General features: G+C 68.7%; 23 protein-coding genes. 8 read left to right on the top strand and 15 right to left on the bottom strand.

Features of this window, described 5'->3' with window-relative positions:
• Positions 1-18: 18 nt before the first annotated feature.
• Together LT974_RS12240 and LT974_RS12245 are read right to left on the bottom strand one after the other, a co-directional pair.
• Entirely contained in the window at positions 19-1,680 is a 1,662-nt protein-coding gene (locus tag LT974_RS12240; RefSeq protein ID WP_232587920.1) for an ABC1 kinase family protein, read from the bottom strand.
• Positions 1,681-1,684: 4 nt separating this feature from the next.
• Positions 1,685-2,035, bottom strand: coding sequence for an Hsp20/alpha crystallin family protein (locus LT974_RS12245; RefSeq protein WP_232587921.1), 351 nt, complete (start codon positions 2,033-2,035; stop codon positions 1,685-1,687).
• On the opposite strand from LT974_RS12245, the gene LT974_RS12250 reads away from it, so the two are divergent.
• The 3 genes from LT974_RS12250 to LT974_RS12260 all read left to right on the top strand — a co-directional run bounded on the left by LT974_RS12250 (position 2,034) and on the right by LT974_RS12260 (position 5,979).
• The gene (locus tag LT974_RS12250; protein WP_232587922.1) at positions 2,034-2,198 is read left to right on the top strand and encodes a hypothetical protein; all 165 of its coding nucleotides are present in this window, start codon (positions 2,034-2,036) and stop codon (positions 2,196-2,198) included. The genes LT974_RS12245 and LT974_RS12250 overlap by 2 nt on opposite strands.
• A 605-nt stretch (positions 2,199-2,803) precedes the next feature.
• Positions 2,804-4,003, top strand: coding sequence for a molybdopterin molybdotransferase MoeA (locus LT974_RS12255; RefSeq protein WP_232587923.1), 1,200 nt, complete (start codon positions 2,804-2,806; stop codon positions 4,001-4,003).
• On the top strand, positions 4,000-5,979 hold the full coding sequence (locus LT974_RS12260) for a molybdopterin biosynthesis protein (RefSeq protein WP_232587924.1): 1,980 nt from the start codon (positions 4,000-4,002) through the stop codon (positions 5,977-5,979). The genes LT974_RS12255 and LT974_RS12260 overlap by 4 nt, the downstream gene beginning before the upstream one ends.
• On the opposite strand, the gene LT974_RS12265 is transcribed toward LT974_RS12260, so the two are convergent.
• The 8 genes from LT974_RS12265 to LT974_RS12300 all read right to left on the bottom strand — a co-directional run bounded on the left by LT974_RS12265 (position 5,976) and on the right by LT974_RS12300 (position 12,350).
• Positions 5,976-6,626: an HAD family hydrolase gene (locus LT974_RS12265; protein WP_232587925.1), complete on the bottom strand. Its 651-nt coding sequence runs from the start codon at positions 6,624-6,626 to the stop codon at positions 5,976-5,978. The two genes, LT974_RS12260 and LT974_RS12265, sit on opposite strands and share 4 nt — an antisense overlap.
• Before the next feature lie 47 nt (positions 6,627-6,673).
• The gene (lwrS, locus tag LT974_RS12270) at positions 6,674-7,042 is read right to left on the bottom strand and encodes an LWR-salt protein (RefSeq protein ID WP_232587926.1); all 369 of its coding nucleotides are present in this window, start codon (positions 7,040-7,042) and stop codon (positions 6,674-6,676) included.
• Position 7,043: 1 nt separating this feature from the next.
• Positions 7,044-7,319 (bottom strand): 4a-hydroxytetrahydrobiopterin dehydratase, encoded by a 276-nt coding sequence (locus LT974_RS12275; protein ID WP_230893324.1) that lies wholly within the window; start codon positions 7,317-7,319, stop codon positions 7,044-7,046.
• 59 nt (positions 7,320-7,378) lie between these two features.
• Positions 7,379-8,524 carry a Fic family protein gene (locus LT974_RS12280; protein WP_232587927.1) on the bottom strand — a complete coding sequence of 382 codons (1,146 nt, stop codon included), beginning with the start codon at positions 8,522-8,524 and terminating at the stop codon, positions 7,379-7,381.
• A 229-nt stretch (positions 8,525-8,753) separates the two neighbouring features.
• Entirely contained in the window at positions 8,754-10,061 is a 1,308-nt protein-coding gene (gene hemA, locus LT974_RS12285; RefSeq protein ID WP_232587928.1) for a glutamyl-tRNA reductase, read from the bottom strand.
• Positions 10,058-10,714 (bottom strand): precorrin-2 dehydrogenase/sirohydrochlorin ferrochelatase family protein, encoded by a 657-nt coding sequence (locus LT974_RS12290; protein WP_232587929.1) that lies wholly within the window; start codon positions 10,712-10,714, stop codon positions 10,058-10,060. The genes hemA and LT974_RS12290 overlap by 4 nt, the downstream gene beginning before the upstream one ends.
• Before the next feature lie 31 nt (positions 10,715-10,745).
• Positions 10,746-11,801, bottom strand: coding sequence for a siroheme decarboxylase subunit beta (ahbB, locus tag LT974_RS12295; protein ID WP_232587930.1), 1,056 nt, complete (start codon positions 11,799-11,801; stop codon positions 10,746-10,748).
• Between the two features lie 132 nt (positions 11,802-11,933).
• Positions 11,934-12,350 (bottom strand): DUF5778 family protein, encoded by a 417-nt coding sequence (locus tag LT974_RS12300; protein ID WP_232587931.1) that lies wholly within the window; start codon positions 12,348-12,350, stop codon positions 11,934-11,936.
• Between the two features lie 107 nt (positions 12,351-12,457).
• On the opposite strand from LT974_RS12300, the gene uppS reads away from it, so the two are divergent.
• Positions 12,458-13,366 carry a polyprenyl diphosphate synthase gene (gene uppS / locus LT974_RS12305; protein WP_232587932.1) on the top strand — a complete coding sequence of 303 codons (909 nt, stop codon included), beginning with the start codon at positions 12,458-12,460 and terminating at the stop codon, positions 13,364-13,366.
• A gap of 2 nt (positions 13,367-13,368) precedes the next feature.
• Here the strand turns inward: uppS and LT974_RS12310 are convergent, their stop codons facing one another.
• Together LT974_RS12310 and LT974_RS12315 are read right to left on the bottom strand one after the other, a co-directional pair.
• Positions 13,369-13,542, bottom strand: a complete 174-nt coding sequence (locus tag LT974_RS12310) for a hypothetical protein (RefSeq protein ID WP_232587933.1) — start codon at positions 13,540-13,542, stop codon at positions 13,369-13,371.
• Between the two features lie 154 nt (positions 13,543-13,696).
• Positions 13,697-14,305 carry an undecaprenyl diphosphate synthase family protein gene (locus LT974_RS12315; RefSeq protein ID WP_232587934.1) on the bottom strand — a complete coding sequence of 203 codons (609 nt, stop codon included), beginning with the start codon at positions 14,303-14,305 and terminating at the stop codon, positions 13,697-13,699.
• Positions 14,306-14,439: 134 nt separating this feature from the next.
• On the opposite strand from LT974_RS12315, the gene LT974_RS12320 reads away from it, so the two are divergent.
• Positions 14,440-15,762, top strand: a complete 1,323-nt coding sequence (locus LT974_RS12320) for a DUF92 domain-containing protein (protein ID WP_232587935.1) — start codon at positions 14,440-14,442, stop codon at positions 15,760-15,762.
• An 11-nt stretch (positions 15,763-15,773) separates the two neighbouring features.
• Here LT974_RS12320 and dnaG read toward each other — a convergent pair whose 3' ends face one another.
• Entirely contained in the window at positions 15,774-17,111 is a 1,338-nt protein-coding gene (gene dnaG, locus LT974_RS12325; RefSeq protein ID WP_232587936.1) for a DNA primase DnaG, read from the bottom strand.
• A 247-nt stretch (positions 17,112-17,358) separates the two neighbouring features.
• Between dnaG and LT974_RS12330 the strand changes: the two genes are divergently transcribed.
• A complete protein-coding gene (locus LT974_RS12330) occupies positions 17,359-17,568 on the top strand; it encodes a DUF3311 domain-containing protein (protein ID WP_232587937.1) in 210 nt (69 codons plus the stop codon).
• Positions 17,565-19,046 (top strand): sodium:solute symporter family protein, encoded by a 1,482-nt coding sequence (locus tag LT974_RS12335; RefSeq protein ID WP_232587938.1) that lies wholly within the window; start codon positions 17,565-17,567, stop codon positions 19,044-19,046. Before LT974_RS12330 ends, LT974_RS12335 begins: the two co-directional genes overlap by 4 nt.
• On the opposite strand, the gene LT974_RS12340 is transcribed toward LT974_RS12335, so the two are convergent.
• Both LT974_RS12340 and LT974_RS12345 read right to left on the bottom strand, forming a co-directional pair.
• Positions 19,047-19,328 (bottom strand): PadR family transcriptional regulator, encoded by a 282-nt coding sequence (locus LT974_RS12340; protein WP_232587939.1) that lies wholly within the window; start codon positions 19,326-19,328, stop codon positions 19,047-19,049.
• Between the two features lie 54 nt (positions 19,329-19,382).
• On the bottom strand, positions 19,383-20,036 hold the full coding sequence (locus LT974_RS12345) for a DUF998 domain-containing protein (RefSeq protein ID WP_232587940.1): 654 nt from the start codon (positions 20,034-20,036) through the stop codon (positions 19,383-19,385).
• 36 nt (positions 20,037-20,072) lie between these two features.
• Here LT974_RS12345 and LT974_RS12350 point away from each other — a divergent pair, with 36 nt between their 5' ends.
• On the top strand, positions 20,073-20,969 hold the full coding sequence (locus LT974_RS12350; protein ID WP_230889227.1) for an HFX_2341 family transcriptional regulator: 897 nt from the start codon (positions 20,073-20,075) through the stop codon (positions 20,967-20,969).
• Positions 20,970-21,026 lie beyond the last annotated feature (57 nt).

The raw sequence follows: 21,026 nt of genomic DNA on the forward strand, positions 1-21,026 counted from the left end.
GCCGGCAGCGGCAGCCCGTCAGTCCTCCCGGCGCTCACCGAGGTTCTGGCGCGTGAACTGCGGGGTCGCCAGGGTCCCGCGGCGCTTCCGAAACGACCGGTAGAGACCGATGCCGACCAAAGCCGTGAACGCGGCCATGACGCCGGCTGCGACGAGGTCAGCCTCCACGTAGAGGAGTGCGGTCGTCGGCACGCTCGTGGCGAACACGAGGCCGAGCACGACCCGGTGCGCCAGCCGGTCGACGACGCCGTCGCTGTCTTCGAGGTCCGCGCGCACGTGGAAGTCCTCGCGCTCCACGCGGTCGAGCGCGGACTCCAGTTTCGGCGGGATTCTGACCGCCGACTGCGCGGAGCGCTGGAACTGGTCGGCGGTCTCCTCGGCGAACTGCCGCACCGACTCCTCGCGGTAGCCCTCCTCGGCGAGGTAGTCCGTCGCCACCGAGATGAAGTCGAACTCGGGGTCGAGGGTGACACAGACGCCCTCGACGACCGTCGCGACCCGCAACACGAGCGCGAGATTCGACGGGAGGCGCAGCGGGAACTCGTAGATGGTGTCCTCGACCTGGCCGACAATCTGCTGGACGCGGTACGTCTCGATGTCCTCCCCGCGGGCGTCCTGAATCGCGAGCTCCATCACGTTCGCCATCGTCGCACGGTCGGCCTCCGGGGAGAGCGTCCCCATCTCGATGAGCGCGTCCAGGATGGCGTCGATGTCCTGATTCGCGACCGCGACGTAGAAGTCCACGATTTTCCGCTGGATGAACTCGTCGACGCGCCCGCTCATCCCGAAGTCGTAGAACACCACGGAGCCGTCGTCGCGGACCGCCAGATTCCCCGGGTGGGGGTCGGCGTGGAAGACGCCGTCCTCGATTATCATCTGGAGGTACGCGCGCTCGACGGTCTCGGCGACCTGTGAGCGGTCGATGCCCCGGCGGTCGAGTTCCGGAACGTTCGAGATTTTCGTGCCCGGGACGTACTCCATCGTGAGCACGCGGCTGCTGGAGTGGGGTTCGTAAACCGCCGGAATCACGATGTCGGGTTCGTCGGCGAAGTTGCCGCGAATCTCCGTGAGCATCTCCGCCTCGCGGGCGTAGTCCATCTCCTCGCGGATGGTCTTCGCGAACTCGTCGGCGAGGTTCTGGAGGCTGAACGCCCGCGACTCCCCGACGAACCGTGCGACGACGGGCAGCGTCCACCGAATCACGCGGAGGTCCGCCTCCACGAGTTCCTCGATGTCCGGCCGTCGCACCTTCACCGCGACCTCGTCGCCGTCCACCTTCGCGGTGTACACCTGGCCGAGGCTCGCGCCGCTGATGGCGTCCGTGTCGAAGTCGTCGAAATGCTCGTCGACAGGGCCGAGTTCGTCTTCGAGGACGACGCGCGCGTCCGCCCAGTCCGCGGGCGGCACGCGGTCCTGGAGGTCCGCCAACACCTCCACGTATTCGGGTGGGAGCACGTCCGGCCGCGTCGACAACAACTGCCCGAGTTTGATGAACGTCGGCCCGAGCGTCAACAGCGAGTCCAGCAGCCGGCGAGCGCGCGCCACCCGCATCTCCGTCGTGACGCGGCGCTGCCCGCCGAACAACACGAACCGCCGGCGGTCGCGCACGTACCCCCACACGAGCGGGAAGAACTGCCAGACCACGACGGCGAACCGCCGGTACGCCCGGAGCAGCGCCACCCGTCTACCCCTCGATGGGCACGCTGTGGCTGTCGGTGCCGCGCTTCGGCAGCCGAACGTCGAGCACGCCGTCTTCGACGCTCGCGGACGCACCCTCGTCGGTGGCGTCCGGCGGCAGCGGGAGCTCCAGTTCGAGGAACAGCGACCGCCCCTCGCTGCGGTAGTCGAACTCGGCGGGCACGTCCTTCTCGCGGCGCGCGTCCACCGCGAGCATGCGACCCTCCACGCGGACGTCCACGGTGTCGCCGGTCGCCCCCGGCACGTCGACGACGAACGCGTACGCGTCGTCACTCTCTAAAACGTCGACGAACACGGAATCGGGCAGGCTCCCTAGCGCTTCGCGCAAACGGGGCATGCTCGGGCGTTGGGTCGGCGCAGCGTTAAACCCGGTGGTCGTCGGCGGGAACGACCGCGAAAACGGAGCAGACCGTCCGCGGTGGACGGGCGCGCTCGCGGCGGGGGACGACCGCGAGCGCGCGGAAACCGGCTGTGCTTCGACACACCGGATGGCGTCCTGACAGACTCTGACGTGGACCACGCCGGTGGGGGGAATCGCGTGGCCCGACCGCGTCGCCGGCGGCGAGAGGGGGATGTGGGGGAGTGCGGCCGGCGACGCACCGTGACGCTCAGTGTGCCCTGACCGGCGGCGAACGTCCGCCGCCACTCGACTCGTACACCGCCGGGGTATTCAACGATGCAGTCGCTCGCCCCGGATTAGCGACGGTTAAGCCGAATTAAGTGGGGTTTTCCGGCTGTTGGGTGGGTTGGTGGGATGGTTCGGTTGTTGGGGTGGGTGCGCTAGGGTGTTCGCGGGTCGGTCGCGTCTGTCGTGGTGGTCGTCGCTCACGATAACGTGGCTTCCCTGCGGTCCGCCGCGCTGCTCGCGGGTCGCTCAGAGTGCTCGCGGTTCCCGATGGTCGCCGCTCTCCATTCCGCGCTCTCCTCCGCCGAGCACGCGCGCCCACGCTGCTCACGGCTCACTTCGTTCGCCGCTCGCAATAACGTGGGCTCGCTTCGCTCGCCCAAACTGCTCACGCATCGCTGCGCTCCGCGTTCGCATTAACGCGGCGCGCCGGCGGCGCGCCGCGCAGCCTTTACCCCTACCCCAACCCAACAGACGCTCATGACCGAACACGACCGGCACGACGCCGGCTTCAAGGAACGAACACGCGTCGAGGCCGCGCGCGAGCGGCTCCTCGACCGGGTCGCGGTCCACGACCGCACCGAGCGCGTCGCGCTCGAAGACGCGGACGGGCGGACGGTCGCGACCGCCGTCACCGCCGAGCGGGACGTTCCGCACTACCGGCGCGCGGCGATGGACGGGTTCGCGGTGCGCGCCGAGGACACGTTCGGCGCGAGCGACCGGTCGCCGGCCATCCTCCGCGAAGACGAGGCCAAGCGCGTGCACACGGGAAGCGCGGTCCCGGAGTGGGCGGACGCGGTCGTGATGATCGAGCAGACCGACACCGCCGACGGCGAAGTCGAAGTGTTCTCCGCGGTCGGCGAGGGCGAGAACGTCGCGCCCGTCGGCGAGGACGTCGAAGCGGGCGACCGGCTCTACGAGCCCGGCCACCGCCTCCGGCCCTCCGACCTCGGGCTGTTGAAGTCCGTCGGCCTGCGGAATGTCGAAGTGTACGAGCGCCCGGACGTCGCCGTCGTCCCGACCGGCGAGGAACTCGTGCAGGACGACCCCGAACCCGGCGAGGTCGTGGAGACGAACGGGCTCACGGTCTCGCGGCTCGTGAAGCGCTGGGGTGCGAGCGCGCGCTACGAGGACGTCGTGACCGACGACGAGACGGCGCTCGCGGACGCCATCGAGGCGAACGTCGACGCGGACGTCATCGTGACCACCGGCGGGTCCTCGGTCGGCGAGCGCGACCTCATCCCGGAAGTCGTCGACGACCTCGGCGAAGTGTTCGTCCACGGGGTCGCGCTGCGGCCCGGCCACCCGGTCGCGCTCGGCGAGGTCGCGGGGACGCCGGTCGTGATGCTCCCCGGCTACCCCGTCGCCTGCATCGTGAACGCCGTGCAGTTCCTGCGGCCCGCGGTGAAGCGCGTCGGCGGAATGCCGCTGGACGACCTGCCGAGCGTGCAGGCGCGGCTGGACGGGAAGATTCGCTCCGAGCCGGGCGTGCGGACGTTCGCACGGGTTCGTCTCCGAGAAGCCGACGGCGAGCGCGTCGCGGAGCCGGTGAGCGCGAGCGGGAGCGGCGTGCTCTCCAGCGTCGCGCTCGCGGACGGCTGGGTCGTCGTGCCCGAGCAGACGGAGGGCATCGACGCCGGCGAGACAGTCGCCGTCCAGAACTGGGAGGCGCACCGATGAGCGACCGCAAACAGTTCCGTGACCTCGCCAGCCCCGAGGAAGCACGCGAAGTCATCGCCGGCCTCGACCTTTCGCCGGGCGTCGAGCGCGTGGACTTGGACGACGCGGACGGCCGCGTGCTCGCGGACCGCATCGACGCCCGCCTCGACGTGCCGGGGTTCGACCGCGCGAAAGTCGACGGCTACGCGCTCCGGGCGGCGGACACGTTCGGCGCGAGCGAGACCGACCCCGTCGAAGTGGAGTGCGTCGGCGACATCCACGCGGGCAGCGAACCCGACGTCAGCGTCGACGAAGGGACGTGCGCGGAGATTTCGACTGGCGCGCCCGTCCCGCCCGGCGCGGACGCGGTCGTGATGGTCGAACGTACTGCGCGCGACGGAGACACAGTCACAGTCAGAACATCGCTCGCGCCCGGCGACGGCGTGATGGTCGCGGGCGCGGACGTGGCGGCGGGCGACCGCGTGCTTGGCCCGGGAACGCTTCTGACGTCCCGGGAAATCGGGCTGCTCGCGGCGCTCGGCGTTGAGAGCCTGTCGGTGCGCGCGAAGCCGCGCGTCGGCATCGTCTCCACGGGCGACGAACTCGTCCGGCCGGGCGGCGAGGTGAGCCACCGCGCGGGCCAGATTTACGACGTGAACAGCTACTCGATTGCCGCCGCGGTGCGGGACGCGGGCGGCGAGCCCGTGCTCTACCCGCACGCGGGCGACGACTACGAGGAACTGGAGCGCGTGCTCCGCGACGCCGCCGACGACTGCGACCTCGTGCTCTCCTCGGGGTCGACCTCCGCGAGCGCGGTCGACGTCGTCTACCAGGTCGTCGAGGAGCGCGGCGAACTCCGCCTGCACGGCGTCAGCGTCAAACCCGGGAAGCCGATGCTCGTCGGCGAGATGGGTGGGTCCGCGTACGTCGGCCTCCCCGGCTACCCAGTGTCTGCACTCACCATCTTCCGGACGTTCGTCGCGCCGAAGATTCGAGCTGCCGCTGGGCTCCCCGAGCCGCGCTCGGCGACCGTGGAGGGGCAGATGGCGGTGCGCGAGCGCTACAGCGAAGGGCGCACGCGCCTGATGCCCGCGGGCCTCGTGGAGTCCGGGGACGGCGAAACGCTCGTCTACCCCGTGGACAAGGGCTCGGGCGCGACCACGAGCCTCGTGGAGGCCGACGGCACCGTGACTGTCGATGCGGACACGGAGTACCTCGACGAGGGCGAAACCGTCGAAGTCGAGTTGTTCTCGCCGGACGTCCGCCCGCCGTCGGTGTTCGCCGTCGGCGAGCGCGACCCCGGGTTCGACCGCGTGCTCGACCGCCTCTCGAACCCGCGGTTCCTCGGGCTGGGCTCCCGCGAGGGCGCGAGACGCCTCCGGAACGGCGTGCCGGACGTCGCCGTAACGACCGATGGACGGGGCGAGGGCGCTGCGCCGGAGGGGCAGCGAGATGGAGGCGGCGATAGCGAGGCGCGACGCGCCTCGGACCATTCGAGCGGGCAAAGCCCGCGAGAAGAAGCCGCCGGAGTGCGTGAGGAACTCGCGTCGTGGACGCGCAAATGGGGACTCGTCGTCCCCGCGGGCAACCCGCTCGCCGTCTCCGGCATCGCGGACCTCCTGGACGCGGACGTGACGCTGTCGAACCGCACCGGCGCGAGCGGGCTCCGCGACGCGCTCGACGACGCGCTCGCGGCGTTGGCCGACGAGCGCGACAGCGACCGCCGCACGCTCGCCGAGGACATCGACGGCTACGAGCGCGAGACGAAAGGCACGGAGAGCCCCGCACGAGCGGTGCTTGAGGGCGACGCGGACGCCGGGCTCGCGTTGCGCGCGACGGCGGACCGCCTCGGCCTCGAATTCGTGCCGGTCGGCGAGCAGACGGTGCGTGCGCTGGCGAACCCCGAGCGCGTCGAGAAAGCGGGCGTGCGGGAACTTGCGGACGTCCTCGACGATTTGGAATCCGTGTTCGCTGACCTCGCGGGCTACGCGGCTTAGTCCGCGCTCCGGGGCGCGAGGAAGAGGTCGTCGAAGGACTCGACGCGGTGGTCGCCGAGCACGCAGTGCCCGCGCTTGTGCGGGTCGTGGCGCTCGACGTGGACGCCGTCGAGGCCAGCGTTGCGGGCGGCCCCAACGTCGCTCTCGGCGTCGCCGACGTAGACGCCGTCGTGGTCCGGGCCAGCGTCGAGGTCGCTGAGTGCGAGCTCGATGGGGCGCGGGTCGGGCTTCCAGCCGGTGTCGTCGTCACAGCAGACCACGACGTCGAACCAGTCGCCGATGTCGAGGCTGTCCATCACGGGCTCGGTGAGGAACTCCGCACAGTGCGTGACGACGCCGACCGGGCCGTCGAGGTCCGCGACCTGTGCGGCGTCGTCGTAGAGGTACGTCGCCTCCGCACGTGCCACCGGATCCTCGACGTCGTGGAATGCATCCCAGAACGCCGACGGCTCGAACCCCCACTCGCGGAGTTGGGCGTCCCGCGACCCGCCCAATCCGTGCCACAGCACTTCCGCCTGGTAGTCCGAGAACTCGTGGCCGACCCGGTCGCCGACGCGGTCGAACACCTCTCTGGTGTACGACCACTCGGTGTCCACGAGCGTGCCGTCGAGGTCGAACAGCCAGACGTCGTAGTCGGCGGGCTGCATCAGACCAGAGCGTAGGGGATTCGCCGCCAAGTGTTTTGCCCCGGTGGTCAGTCCTCGACTTCCACCGAACTGCCGAGGTACTTGTTGAGCACCTCGGGTGTGCTGTCGGCCTTGAACAGGTCGAGGTGCGCGCTAATCTCCGCTTTGAGTGCGTCGTAGTACTCGCGGTCGGTTTCGAGCGCGCGGTACTCCACGGAGTCGACGGGGATGCCGAGCGCGTCCTTCGTCAACTCCCGGAAGTGGTCGTGGTCGCCGATGTCGCCACGCCAGAGGTCGTCCCGAAAGAATAGCCAGCCGGGCTCGCCGGGGTCGGCGGCGATGCGCTCCATGCGCGTCTCGAAGACCTGGGGGTCGACGCGCACCTCGTAGTCGGGGTCGAGGCGGAACCGCACCGCGAACACGTACTGCGCGTCCATCCTACCGGAGGTCGTTGCAGAGCTCCGCGAGCTCGATGTCCTGCGTCGTGATGCCGCCCGCCTCGTGGCTCGTGAACCGCACCTCGACCTCCTCGTAGCGAATCCGAATCTCGGGGTGGTGGAACTGCTCCTCGGCGAGTTCGCCGACCTCGGAGGCGAACGCCACGCCCTTCAGGTAGTCGTCGAACTCGTAGATGCGCACGATTTCGTCGCCGTCGCGCTCCCAGCCCTCGGGGAGCCGTTCCTCGACTTGGTCGTCGGAGAGGAGTTCTGCCATGGTCGTGGCGTCGCACGCCAGTCACATAATCGTACCCGCCGACAACCAGGCAGCACTCGTTACAGTGACTGGCTGATAATCTCGAAGATGTCCACAGCTTTGTACTCGCGGTAGCGCTGTTTCCCGGTCGTTTCTTCGAGCACTCCGTTCGCTTCGAGTTCTCGAATCGCATTCCGTGCCGTCTGGTCGGTCACTTGCAGGAGGTCAGCGACATCGTTGGCGGTCACGTACGGTTTCCGGAATAGACGCATGGCGAGTCGGTCGGTAGCAGTTTTTTCGTGTCCATACTCACGTTCGTAGGTTCGCCGAAGGTCACGAAGCTTCTCGGTACGTTCGACGGCGTCAGCAGCCTGTTGACGAATTCCATCGAGGAAGAATTCCAACCACGGAACCCATGCGCCTTCCTCGCTAACTGCGCGCATCTTCCGAACGTACTCCAGTTTGTGTTCGTTGAAGTACGCACTCGGATAGAGATACGGTTCGACGAGATATCCGTCCTTGATGAGTTGTAGTGTGACGAGGAGACGACCGAGGCGACCGTTTCCGTCCCCGAATGGATGAATCGTTTCGAACTGATAGTGGACGATGCCGAGGTCGACGAGGTCTCGGTACGTACCACCCGTCGCGAGGTATCCCGTGAGGTTCTCCATCAACTCGGGCACCTGCTCGTGGGTTGGCGGATAGAATGGCTCCTCTTCGGGGGTGGGTGCAGGGATATGCATGGGTTTCTCTCGGAACGTTCCCGAGTGGTCAGCGTTGTCACGGACCCCGTCGAGTAGAATTGCGTGGAGATCTTTCAGCAGTTCGAGCGTGATTGCGCCCGTATCAGCCACTTCTGCAGCGCCCTTTCGAATCGCTTTCTCGTAGTTCAGGGCTTCCTGAACATCTTTAGTCGTAGTTCGGTCACCATCGATCTCTGCCGGACGAAACATCTCCTCGATGTCGATGTCTGCGCCCTCGATGAGAACGGACTCGACTGCTTCCCGACGAACCATCGTCGTATAGATGACGGGGCTCGTATCCGTCTCCTCGCCGATCCCTTCGAGGCGTCCGAGTTGATACACTGTATCTTGAAGCGTATCCTGAAAGTCCCCCGTCCGCGGGATGCCGATGTCGGGCGGGAGCTTGTTTGGGATGTAGTTGGGGTGTTTCCCGTAGAATTTGTACTCGCCGGGGGCGGAGTCCGGGAGGTGGCGTGTCGGCATTATGGTTACACCCCTAATAGGACGGGTTAATACAAAAATCCACCCTAGAATTTTGGTTAAAACAGTCGGGAATGGATAGACATATATTCTACGTCAGGTGAGGGTAGCCCGCTAACCAAATTTCGAGTCATGCAACTACCATGAGTACCCTAGCCAGGAAAGCGGTCGACATGCACGGGTAGGGGACACCAGTTGTGTGGCTACGCAGCCTCAGTGGAGCATCCAGCGGTCAGTCCTCGGACTCGGCGGGCGTCGCCTCGCCGGCGGGCGCGTCGAACGGCATCCCGTCCTCGAAGTCCGGGTCGAACAGCTCCAGCGCGGTCGCAATGGTCGACCAGTCGTCCTCCTCGGCGGCGTCTCGCAGGCTCTTCGTCGGTGCCGCCAGGAGTTGGCTGACCAGCGCGTCCGCCATCGATTCGAGGACTTCGCGTTCCTCCTCGGAGACCTCGCCCTCCGCGGCCTCCAGTTTCGAGACCGCCGTCGAAACTTCGCGGGCCTGCAGGCGGTCGGCGCTCTCGTACATGCGCGCGATGACCTCGTCGGCGCGCTTGCGCTTGTACTGGGCGAGCAGGCGCTGGAACTCCGCTTCCAGCATCGCCTCGACCTCGCGGGCGGCGTCCTCGCGCTGCTCGCGCGTGGACTCCCTGACCGCGTGGAGGTCGTCGAGGTCGTGGACGGACACCGCGTCGAGAGCAGACGCGGCCGGCGCGACGTCCCGCGGCTGCGCGAGGTCCACGACCACTGTCTCGCCGGCGTCGGCGAGTTCGGCTTCGTCGAGCACGTGGTCGGGGCTGCTGGTCGCGGTGACGACGACGTCCGCAGCCTCGGCGTACTCGGCAGCGTCGTCCAGCGACGTGGTGTCGGTGTCGGCGTCGACCGCTTCGGCGACGCGGTCCGCGCGGGCGGTCGTCCGGTTGGCGACGACGACGCGGTCGACGCCCGAACTCGCGAACGCCTTCGCCGCGAGCGCGCCCATCTCGCCGGCCCCGACGACGAGCGCAGTCGTGCCGTCGACGTCCACCTCGTCCTCGACGAGGCGGACGGCCGCGCTCCCCAGCGACGTGACGCCCTCGTTGATTGCGGTCTCGGTGCGCGCACGCTCGCCGACGTGGATGGCCTTCGTCACCGCCTGCCGGAGCACGTGCCCGATTGCACCGGCGTCCTGAGCGGTGTCGTATGCGTCGCGCACCTGCCCGAGAATCTGGTCCTCGCCCACCACGAGGGATTCGAGGCCGGCGGCGACCCGGAGGAGGTGACGCAGACTCTCCTCGTGCCCCATCGCGACCGCGCCCTCGGCGGCCGGGTCGAAGCCGGCGACGGCGAGCGCGCGGCGGCCGTCCCGCGGTTCGTCCGCGACGACGTACGCTTCCGAGCGGTGGCACGTCTGAATCACGAACGCTTCCTCGACGGCGGGCTCGACGAGCAGCGCGTCGAGGGCGTCCGCTTCGCTGTCCGCACTCGCGGCCTCCAACTCCGAGAGGGAGGCCGACTCGTGGGAGACGCGCACGCCTGAGACGACACCTGTGTTTCCGTTCACGTGGACCACTCTGAGTTTCCCACGACGTCGGCGACGACGTCGTCGGCTGTTTGCCGGGCGTTTGTCCCACCAGTACGTAAAGCCTTCCAAACCGGCCCCGACCGAACCACCGCCCGGACCGCGTTCCGGCGGGTTTCGGGGTCGACGTCTGCGGCTTGCAACTCCGTTCGGAGGTCAGCCGTCAACTCGGCTATCGCGCCCGCGCCGGCGAGTTCGTTCTCCAGTTGCTCGCGGAGGTACTTCGAGAGCGCGGGGCTCGCGCCGCCCGTCGCGACGGCGACCGCTACCGGGTCGTCACGAACCGTCGCGGGGACGACGACGCTGTCGGCGTCCCTGCCGCCGGATTCGTCCGCGCGGTTCACGAGCGCGCCGGCGTCCCGCGCCGCGGCCACGAACGCGTCGTTCACGTCGCCGTCGTCGGTCGCCGCCACCACGAGCGCCGGGTTCGTTCGCGCCACCCAGTCGGCGGCGTCTTCGGGTGCCGGCATGGTCTGCACGCGCTCGGCGTCACCGAAGTCCGCGTCCGCGAAGTCGGGACTCAACACGAGCACGTCCGCCTCGCGGGCGAACTTCCGGGCCTTCCGCGCGCCGACCGGGCCGCCGCCGACGACGAGCACGGTCTCGTCCGCGAAGTCGTGGAACAGCGGAATCACGCTATCGGCCTCCGGACTCGTCCGTCGCCGCTCATGCAGTGTTCGCGTCCGCGCGCTCGGCGAGCCGGATGCCCGTCTTCTTCAGGATGCGCGTCGAGAACAGCGTGTCCCAGTCGTCGTCGCCGACGTCCCAGTAGTCGGCAATCACGTCCCGGACTTGCTCGATGCGCTGCTGGCTCTCGTCCTCGCTACGCCCGTGAGTCATCGCGAAGAAGTTGTACTCCCAGACGCCGTCGTGGCGCGGGCGCTCGTAGCAGTGCGTCACGAAGTCCAGACTCGCCACGGCGGGCCCGACCTCCTCGACGAGGTCGTCGGGCACGTCCCAGACGGTCATCCCGTTCTCCGTGTACCCAAGCGAGTAGTGGTTCGGGATGACGCCGACGCGCCGGACCTTCCCCTCCTCGTTGAACCGCCGCAGCGTCTCCACGACCCAGTCGGTCTCCTGGCCGATTTCTTCGGCGACAGCCTGGTACGGCGTCTCCGCGATCGGGAGGCCGTCCTGGACTTCCAGCACGAGGTCGCGTTCCGCCGGCGTGAGCGTGTCGCGGTCGGTCGGGTCCGGCGTCGGCCCGAGGTGCGAGAGGTCCACGTCGCCGTCCGAAATCGGGCCGTCCACGAGGAACTTCGCCTCCACGCGGAACTCCTGTTGCTTCGGGAGGTTGTACGTCGGCTGGCCGGTCTCCTCCTCGATATCCGCCAACACGTCCGCGACGCGCTCGTCGTCGGCGACCGACACGACGAACCACATGTTCAGGTGTGGGTGTTCGCGCTCGTAGTTGTGCGCGACCTCCCGGTAGCTGTTGACCGCCTCTGCAATCTCCTCGAAGTCGGCCTCGGGTGCGTGCATCGCGACCAGCGACGCGTTCCCGCCGATTTCCTCGGCGTTGATGAGCGCGCCGAACCGCGTCAGCACGTCCTCGTCGTCGAGGCGGCGGACGCGGTCGAGCAGGCCCGCCGGGTCGACGTCCACGCCCCGCGACCGGAGCGCGTGCGCCGCCGGCTCGAAGGGCCGGTGCACGACCGGGAACCCCCCCTGAAACGCGTTCAGTACCGCGCGGTCCCGGTCGTCGAGGTCCGCGATATCCATAGCCAGAACTGAGGGGGCGCGAACCATAAACGACCCGACTCACGCCGCGGCCTGGGAATCGTCGAGAGGCGGTACAGCCCGTGAGTCGGCAACGAACAGAATCAGTACGGGCGGCTCGCAGCCGTCCCGGAGTTAGCTGTCGAAGCCGTCCTCGGTGATGCCGACCACGCGTTCGACGCCGTCGAGGGCGCGAATGTCGTCGATGACGGCGTCGTGCTCGCCGGTCGCTTCCCAGTACAGCACGAGGTCGAACGTGCCCTCGCGGAGCAGCTGCTGGCACTCCCAGACGAAGTCGTCGCCGTCGAGGGTGAGCCCCTGATGTTGGTTCACACCGAACTCGTCGCTGTCGTTGCCCGAATAGACGTACGTGTCGCCGACGTCGGCGTGCTCGGCGACCGCGCTACCGGCGTCGAGGGTGAGCTGGTGGAGCAGGCTCTCCGCGCTGGAGTCGTAGGTGGTGTGGACGATCGCGCCCGCGAGCTCGATGTCGCCGGGCTGCAGGAGTTCGACCGTCTCCCGGTAGAGGTCCTCGTTGACCGTCTCGCTCATGGCTGAGACGACACACCTGCGGGCCATACGTGTGGCGGTTCGCCGCCGCAGCCCTCGTTCGCGCGCGAGCAGAAGGCTGATACGTGCGACCGTCGTCAACTCGCGTGATGCGAGACTGGCTCCGTTCGGTCCTGAACGCCGGCTACGAGCGCGTCCTCCGCCACGAGGTCGACGGCGCGCCCGCGCACGTCGCCGTCATCCAGGACGGCAATCGGCGCTACGCCCGCGAACGGGGCAAGGACGCCACCGAGGGCCACAGCGAGGGCGCCGAGACCACCGAGAACGTCCTCGACTGGTGCGCCGAACTCGGTGTCGAGGAACTCACGCTGTACGCGTTCTCCACGGAGAACTTCGACCGCCCTGACGAAGAACGCCAACACCTCTTCGACCTCCTGACGGAGAAATTCCGGGAGTTCGCGGACGCCGACCGCGTCCACGACCAGGGCGTCCGGATTCGCGCCATCGGCGAGACCGACATGCTCCCCGAGCGCGTGCGGGACGCCATCGAGTACGCCGACCGCCGCACTGCGGGCTACGACGACTTCACGCTGAACATCGCGGTCGCGTACGGCGGCCGCGCGGAACTGCTGGGCGCCGCACGCGGCGTCGCCGAGGCGGTCGCCGACGGCGACCTCGACCCCGGGGACGTGGACGTCGCGGAAATCGAGGACCGTCTAGAGACGAGTCCGGTCCGCGACGTCGACCTTATCGTGCGCACGGGCGGCGACGAGCGCACGTCGAACTTCCTCCCGTGGCACGCCAACGGCAGCGAGGCCGCCGCGTTCTTCTGCACGCCGTACTGGCCGGAGTTCTCGAAGACGGACTTCCTGCGCGCCGTCCGCACGTACGAATCTCGGGAGGCGTCGTGGCGGCGGACGCGAGCCGAGCGCGCACTCGCGCTCGTTCGCGCGCTCGGCAGCGAAGTCGGGGAAGCGCGACGCATCCTCGACCGCCTCCGCGACCAGCTCCCCGACCCGCCCGAGGACGTCGAGGCGGACGGGCAGTCCGCGGACTGAGCTTACTCCTCCCGTCCGCCGTCCGGAGCCGTGTCGTCCGTGCCACCAGTCGCACGCTCGGCACGGAGGTCTGCCGCGATACGGCGCTCCACCTCCTCGGCAGAGTCCACGAACTCGGTCTCTAGGTCGTCGGAGAGCATCTCTCGTGGCGTCTCGCAGGGGTCTCCGTCAGACATCGTGATTCCTCTCGAATCGGGCTACGTACCTCGCCACATTAGTCCTTGTGTGCCGAATCGCGGTCGAGAGCGCGTCTTCGGCCGAGTACACCGGCGGGAACTCCGTTACGACGTTGGCCGAACAGCCGGAAATCGGAGATTTCCGTGCTTCGGTCTAGCGACCGAACCGCCGCTGCCGGTTCTCGTAGTCCAGCACCGCGCGCAGGTAGTCGCGCTTGCGGAAGTCCCGCCAGTTGACGTCCGTGAAGTAGAGTTCCGAGTAGACGGACTGCCAAATCATGAAATCGGAGAGGCGCTCGGCGCCGGTCTTGATGACGAGGTCGGGCTCCTCGGGAAAGACGAGTTCGGACTCGACGACGTCCTCGTCGACGTCCTCGGGGTCCATCTCGCCGCTGTCGACGGCTTCCGCGACGTTCCGGACGGCGGTCGCGAACTCCTGTTTGCCGCCGTGGCCGACGCTCACCTGAATCGGGGCGTCCGCGCGCTGGTCGTCGTCCGGCCCGCGAGCGGCGACTTCTCGGGGGGCGGAGACGCGCGCGAGTTCGCGTTCGAGCGTCGGGACGGCGGCCTCGTCGAGGACGCTCACGTAGACGGTGACGCGGTCGGCACCGTAGTCGAACGCCCACCCGAAGAAGTCCGCAAGCGTGTCGTACGCGCCGGCTTCGAGGAGGTCGCGCTCCGTGATGACGAGCGCGACGTGGTCGGGCGCGTCGGCGTCGTGGCGACGCACGCGGAGCGCGAGGTAGCGGTCGTAGAGGCCCACACCGTCGCATCCGCCGTCGCGGCCCAAAACCTTGCGGGTCTGTGGGCGTGGCGACCCTTTTCCCGGCGGGTAGCGGGTGTCGCGGTTCCCGGTTCGGGGAAGTTAAGTACGGTCCCGGGTAACCCACGACGGACGTGAACTGGAGTCTCCGGCGCGCCGCGGCGTTCGCGCTCGTGGCGTCGCTCTCGCTGCTCGCGCCGTTGCTCGGCCGGGCAGCGGCCGCCCCGTTCGTGCTCGTCGCCGCGGCAGCCGCCGTCGTCCCCGAGGGCTGGCTATTCGAGGTGTTCTCGACGCCGCGCGACCGCCGCGAGGGACGGCTGTGGACGCTCGTCGGCTTCTCGCTCGCAGCCGCCGGTCTCGGCCTGCTCGTGCCGCTGTTCGAGGTGCCGGTGGGCGTGTTCGTCGCGAGCGTGCTCGTCGTCGGCTACGGCGACCTCGGGCGACGGCTCGTACTCGCTGCCCGGGAGAGCCGCGCGATCTCGATGGTCGGCTTCGTCGTGCTGGGCGCGCTCGCTGCGCTGGCCGGACAGGGCGTCGTCGCGGCGCTCGCCGGCCAGCCGGTCGTCACCCCGACGCACGTGTTCCTCGCGGCGAGCGGCGCGCTCGCCGCCGGGATTCTGCGGTCGGTGTTTATCGGCCGTGACGACCCGGTCGTGCTCGTGACGGTCGCGCTCCTCCTGTGGCTGTTCGCCGTACTCGCACCGTTCGCCGACGTCTCGGCGGCGACCGCGTGGGAGCGCGTCGTCGTCGCGCTCGTCGTCACCTCCGCGTTCGGCTACGTCTCCTACGCGCTGGACGCGACGTCGGTCGCCGGGATGCTGACGGGCGTGCTCCTCGGCCTGTTGGCGGTCGTGCTCGGCGACTACGGCTGGTTCGTGGTGCTCATCGCGTTCTTCGCCATCGGCAGCCTCACGACGAAGTTCCGCTACGACCAGAAGCTCGAACGCGGCGTCGCCGAGGACAACGAGGGTGCTCGCGGCACCGGGAACGTGCTCGGAAACTCCGCGGCCGCGCTAGTCGCGCTCCTGTTGTACGCCGCGCACGCCCACGTGCCGCTGTCGGACCTCGCGTACCAGTTCGCCTACGCGGGTGCCGTCGCCACCGCGCTGGCGGACACGCTCTCCAGCGAGGTCGGCGGGCTCTTCGATACGCCGCGGCTCGTGACGACGTTCGAACGCGTCGAACCCGGGACCGACGGCGCGGTGACGTGGCAGGGCGAACTCGCGGGGCTCGCAGGCGCGGGCCTCATCGCCGCCATCTGCGTCGCCGTCTTCGGGTTCGGGCTCGTCGGCGCTGGCGTCGTCGTCACCGCAGGGTTCGTCGGGATGACTGCGGACAGCGTCGCCGGCGCGGTCATCGAGGGCGACGTCGTGGGGAACCAGGGTGTGAACTTCCTCGCGACGCTCTCCGGTGGCATCGCTGGCGGCGCCCTCGCGCTGCTGGTCGGTCTCGCCTAATTACTGCAGAATCAGTAGTCGTCGGCGGTGTGGACGCGCACGCCGGCGGGCTGTTTGACGAACTCGCCAGCGCTGGTGCCGACGAGCTTCGCGACGCCGCGCTGGGCGGCGACGTCGAGGAGCCGCTGCGTGACGGGGCCGTCGAGCACGACGACCCGCGGGACGGTCGTCGCGGCATCGAGCGTCTCCATCGCCTCGTCGGCGTCGGCTTCCACGAGGACGTCGAGGTCGTCATCCAGCAACCGGACGGTCCCGGAGCCGACGACCTCGTCGACGTGGTCGCCGACGGTCTTCGAGACGGGTTCGGGTGGCTCCGCGGCGGACTCGGGTTCGGTCTGCACCGTGCTCGCCGTCGACGAGGCCGAGGCGGGCGCGGGCGTCGCGCTGCCGTCGGTTGCCGCGGTCGCCTCGTCGGGCGTGACGGATTCGACGGCGGCCGCCGGTGTTCCGCCGACGACGTCGTCGTTGGGCGTCGCGTTCGCGACTGTGGGCTCGTCCTGTTGCGTCTCCTCGGACTCGTCCGCATCGCCCTCGGGGGCGCTCACCAGCGTCGCGGAGTCAGCGGGGGTCTTCTCGCGGAGCGCGACGTCGACGGCTTCCCGAGAGAGGTCTTCGACGGATTCCCCGTCGGGCGGCCGCGCGACGTAGTCGAGGTCGGCGACCTGCCGGAGTTCCCGGAGGATGAGGTCGCCGCCGCGGTCGGCGTCGAGGAACGCGGTCGCGGTGCGCTCGCGCGTGAGGTCGGCGACGGCGTCGGGGACATTCGTCCCCTCCACGGCGATGGCGTTCTTGATGCCGTACTGGAGGAGGTTAACGACGTCAGCGCGGCCCTCCACGACGAGGACGGCGTCGCTGGTGGCGACGTGTGGGCCCGCGGGCAGGCCCTCGTACTCGGTGACGTCCTCGACGCGGACGCTCTCGCGGACCTCGCGGAGAATGTCCTCGGAGTCGATAGCGCCCTCGTCGAACGCCGACGCGAGGAGCTCCTTCGCACGGTCGACGATTTCCCGGCGCTTGGCGGCGCGCACGTCCTCGATGCGCTCGACTTCGACCTGCGCGCGACACGGACCGATGCGCTCGACGGCCTCCAGGGCCGCCGCGAGCGTCGCCGTCTCGACGCGGTCGAGACTCGACGCGATGGTGATGGTACCGAAGGACTGGCCGCCCTCGCTGTCGACGGAGACGTCGATGCGGCCGAGTTTCGCGGAGTCCTGCAGGTCACGGATGTCGAGGTCGTCGCCCAGCAGGCCCTCGGTCTGCCCGAAGGCGGCACCGACTACGTCGGTGCGCTCGACGACCCCGTCGGCGACGAAGTCCGCGTGGATGAGGTACTTCGCGGTGTCCTCCATCAGTATTGTGCTCTCTTAGAAGTATGGCGGCGTGCGGGAAATAGCTGTCGCGACGGCGACCAACGCCCGCTGTCCGTCGGCGAATGACTGGGTTTCGACGACGGAGGTGGCCCGTTCGGCCGGGCGAACCGCCCTCGTCGAGAGTATGACGAGACACGTGCACTGATAGGAGAAAAATTTTCTATGGAATGATGTTCAGAGGGTTTTAGCAACATTTAACCCGGATAGGTAGACACATAGCAGTAACATGCCCGCACGTTCGGCACTCGGTTGGGGAACCGTCTTCGTCGTCCTCGTCGCACTCGCCATTCCGTGGTTCCTGTGGAACGACGCCTCGATGGTCGCCGGGCTGCCCGTCTGGGTGTGGTGGCACGTCGGCTGGATGGTCGTCACCGCGGCGGCGTTCGCCGCGTTCGCGCGCCGCGACTGGGGGACGTTCGCGGGGGTGGCGAAATGAGCGCACTGCTCGAAATCAGCATCGTCGTGGCGTACATGCTGGTCGCGCTCGCGGTCGGCGCGGTCGCGTACCGCGTCACCGACCGCACCGCCGAGGACTACTACCTCGCGGGCCGCGGGCTCGGCACCGGCGTGTTGCTGTTCACGACGTTCGCCACCCTCCTCTCGGCGTTCACGTTCTTCGGCGGCCCGAACACCGCGTTCTCCGCGGGGCCGGAGTGGATTCTCGTGATGGGGCTGATGGACGGCGTCCTCTTCGGCCTCCTGTGGTACCTGCTGGGCTACCGCCAGTGGCTGCTCGGCCGCGCGCACGGCTACGTCACGCTCGGCGAGATGCTCGGCGACCGCTTCGGCTCGAAGACCCTCCGGGGGCTGGTCGCGGGCGTCAGCATCTTCTGGCTGTTCCCGTACGTGATGCTCCAGCAGGTCGGTGCCGGCACCGCGCTCGAAGCGCTCACGAACGGGACGGTTCCGTACTGGGCGGGCGCGGGCTTCATCACGCTGTTCATGATTGCGTACGTCGTACTCTCGGGGATGCGCGGCGTCGCGTGGACGGACACCCTGCAGGGCGTGTTCATGCTGTCGATGGTGTGGCTGGCGTTCGCGTGGATTGCGAGCGCGCTCGCCGCCGAACCCGGTGGCATCGGCGCCGCGATGCCGACGGAGTTCCGCGCGCTCGGCGGCGGCGTCTACTCGCCGCAGTGGATGCTCTCCCAGGCCGTCGGCATCGCGTTCGGCGTGACGATGTTCCCGCAGGTGAACCAGCGCTTCTTCGTCGGGAAGTCCGAGAAAGTGCTCAAGCGCACGTTCGCGCTGTGGCCCGTGCTGGTCGTGCTCCTGTTCGTCCCGGCGTTCCTGCTCGGGTCGTGGGCCCAGGGCGTCGGCCTCGCGATGCCCGACGGCGGGAACATCCTCCCGGTGCTGCTCGCCGAATACACGCCGAGCTGGTTCGCCGCGCTCGTCGTCGCTGGTGCGCTCGCCGCGATGATGAGTTCCTCGGACTCGATGCTGCTCTCGGGGGCGTCGTACTTCACGCGCGACCTCTACCGGCCGTTCGTGAACGCCGACGCCAGCGAGGGCTACGAGAACAAGCTGGGGCGAATCGGCGTCGTGGTCTTCGCGTCGGCGACGTTCGTCGCGAGCCTGTTCACGCCCGGCACGCTCGTCTCCATCGGGGAGACCGCGTTCGGCGGATTCGCCCAGCTCGCGCTCCCGGTCGGCGTCGCGCTCTACTGGCGCAACACGACCCGCTCGGGGATGCTCGCGGGCATCGGCGGTAGCCAGTTGTTCTACCTCGTGACGGTGTTCGGCCCAACGGTGTACGTCGCCGGCGTCCCCGTGTTCGCGGACGCCTACTGGGGCTGGCTCCCTTCGGTCGTCGGCATGGCTATCGGGCTCGTGCTCACGGTCGGTGTCTCCGCGGTGACCGCGCAGGCCACCAGCGAGGACACGAGCGTCTACTTCGAAGCGGCGGACTGACTACCAGTCCGCGAGGCGCTCGGCGACCCACTCGCGGTGCTCGCGAAAGCGTCGCTCGCCCGCCTCGGTCAGCAGGAGGCGGTCGTGGACGCCGTCGCGCTCGCGCTCGACGAATCCCGCGTCTTCGAGCTTGTTGACCGCGCCGTTGAACCGCTTCGGCCGGATGCGCTCGTCGTTCTTCCGCTCGATTGCGCGCTTGACCGACTGCTGGGTGGGGTCGCCCTCGCTGGCGACGACCACGCAGACGTCGCGGCGCAGCCCCGACGACAACCACTTGCTCATGGCCGCGTGTTGGCGCGAGCCGAAGAAACCGCTGACGGTCGCCCAACGAGCGCGCTATCGGGAGTCGAGGCCGCCGAGCAGGTAGCCGCCGAACGCGAGCACCCACGCCAGCCCGAGGTACGCGACCCAGCGCTCTAACCCACCAATTCCGAGCGGCGTCCCGCCGCCCAGCGACACGAACGCGACGAACGCGACCAACTCCGCGACGCCGAGCACGATGGAGACGTACCGCAGCGGTCCACGAACAGTCGCTGCGCCCGCGAGCGCGCTGAGGCCGAGGCCGGCGAACGCGACGGTCGCGGCGACGAAGTGAGGGGCACCAGTCTGAGACGGAAACACGCCGACCCCAACGACGCCGACGCCCGCGACCGCGAAGATGCCCGGGAACAGCGGTCGGTCGTATACTTCGCGGAGCGCGAACGTGGCGAACACTACCAGCAGGCCAGCGACGACCATCGTCGCGTTGAACACCGCCTGCGACGCCGGCGGCGCGCCCGCCGCGCCGAGCGCGCTTATCGTCTGGTCGGCCGCACTGTATCCGGGGTAGAACACTTCCGCGGTGACGAAGCCCAGCACCGTGAGCACGCCGCCACCGACGAGTGCCGTGCCAGCGACGGCGCGAGCGCGACCGGATTCCATGCTCGTCGCATCGGCGTCGTCCGGGAAGTAAGTACACCCCGCCGTGGACGTGCCTGCGGAGGCCGCCACGGTAGCCTTTTCAGCGGGATTCCCCAAGACTCGTGCATGCAGACGCACGTCGTCCCGGTCGGCTTCGACTACGACCGGCTCATCGCGCCGCTCGTGCGCGAACAGCTCTCCGTCGACCGCGTCGTCCTCCTGGAGGGTGCGGTCGGCAGCGAGGCGAACGTCGAGTACAGCCAGCGCATCTCCCAGAAACTCGAAGACGACTTCCGGAACCTCCTCGGTGCCGAGACCGAGCGCGTCTCCGTCGTGGACGTCTACGACTACGACGCCGCCTTCGAGCAGGCGTTCGACCTCATCGAGGACGAACTCGACGCCGACCCCGAGGGCGAAGTCTGGGTGAACATCGCGTCGATGCCCCGCACCGTCTCGTTCGCGTTCGCCATCGCCGCCCACTCCATCATGGTCGAGCGCCCCGAGGACCGTGAACGCATCCACACCTACTACACCGCCCCCGAGAAGTACCTCGAAACCGAACTCGCGGAGGAACTGCGCGCGAGCGCGGACCTCCTCGAAGCCGTCGCGGACGGCGACGTCGACGAGAGCGACGTCCGCGACCAACTCGACGACGCCCGCGACCTGCTCGCGGAGTTCGACGAACGCGGCACCACCATCGGCGCGAAGGAAATCGACGGCAGCCACGTCGTCGAACTCCCCGTGGCCTCCTTCTCGAACGTCAAACCCTTCGAGGAGCTCATCCTGTTCACGCTCGGCGAACACGGCGAGTTCGACTCCGTCAGCGACCTCGCGAAGACCCTCGCCGCCGAACTCAACGAGGAGTACACCGACAGCTTCCGGTCGAAAGTCACCTACACCGTCGACAAACTCGGCCCCGGCGGCAAGGGCTATGTTGAACGTGAGGAACACGGGAAGTCGTATCGGACGCGGCTCTCGCGCATCGGCGAACTCTGGGTTCGCGCTCACCAAAACGACGACTAGGTCGAACGGTGCGTCTGGTTGAGCACGCTGCTAACTGCTTCTTCGCTACTCACTGAA

Origin of the sequence: Halobacterium noricense, assembly GCF_021233435.1 — an archaeon.
GTDB classification, from domain to species: domain Archaea; phylum Halobacteriota; class Halobacteria; order Halobacteriales; family Halobacteriaceae; genus Halobacterium; species Halobacterium noricense.

Coding starts and splice junctions, on each gene's coding strand:
- LT974_RS12280 (WP_232587927.1), bottom strand. CDS start 8,524: ATGCCGACACGCCACCTCCCGGACTCCGCCCCCGGCGAGTACAAATTC.
- dnaG (WP_232587936.1), bottom strand. CDS start 17,111: ATGGAGGACACCGCGAAGTACCTCATCCACGCGGACTTCGTCGCCGAC.
- lwrS (WP_232587926.1), bottom strand. CDS start 7,042: ATGGACGCGCAGTACGTGTTCGCGGTGCGGTTCCGCCTCGACCCCGAC.
- LT974_RS12255 (WP_232587923.1), top strand. CDS start 2,804: ATGACCGAACACGACCGGCACGACGCCGGCTTCAAGGAACGAACACGC.
- LT974_RS12245 (WP_232587921.1), bottom strand. CDS start 2,035: ATGCCCCGTTTGCGCGAAGCGCTAGGGAGCCTGCCCGATTCCGTGTTC.
- ahbB (WP_232587930.1), bottom strand. CDS start 11,801: ATGGATATCGCGGACCTCGACGACCGGGACCGCGCGGTACTGAACGCG.
- uppS (WP_232587932.1), top strand. CDS start 12,458: ATGCGAGACTGGCTCCGTTCGGTCCTGAACGCCGGCTACGAGCGCGTC.
- LT974_RS12350 (WP_230889227.1), top strand. CDS start 20,073: ATGCAGACGCACGTCGTCCCGGTCGGCTTCGACTACGACCGGCTCATC.
- LT974_RS12275 (WP_230893324.1), bottom strand. CDS start 7,319: ATGGCAGAACTCCTCTCCGACGACCAAGTCGAGGAACGGCTCCCCGAG.
- LT974_RS12340 (WP_232587939.1), bottom strand. CDS start 19,328: ATGAGCAAGTGGTTGTCGTCGGGGCTGCGCCGCGACGTCTGCGTGGTC.
- LT974_RS12265 (WP_232587925.1), bottom strand. CDS start 6,626: ATGCAGCCCGCCGACTACGACGTCTGGCTGTTCGACCTCGACGGCACG.
- LT974_RS12330 (WP_232587937.1), top strand. CDS start 17,359: ATGCCCGCACGTTCGGCACTCGGTTGGGGAACCGTCTTCGTCGTCCTC.
- LT974_RS12300 (WP_232587931.1), bottom strand. CDS start 12,350: ATGAGCGAGACGGTCAACGAGGACCTCTACCGGGAGACGGTCGAACTC.
- LT974_RS12335 (WP_232587938.1), top strand. CDS start 17,565: ATGAGCGCACTGCTCGAAATCAGCATCGTCGTGGCGTACATGCTGGTC.
- LT974_RS12310 (WP_232587933.1), bottom strand. CDS start 13,542: ATGTCTGACGGAGACCCCTGCGAGACGCCACGAGAGATGCTCTCCGAC.
- LT974_RS12250 (WP_232587922.1), top strand. CDS start 2,034: ATGCTCGGGCGTTGGGTCGGCGCAGCGTTAAACCCGGTGGTCGTCGGC.
- LT974_RS12260 (WP_232587924.1), top strand. CDS start 4,000: ATGAGCGACCGCAAACAGTTCCGTGACCTCGCCAGCCCCGAGGAAGCA.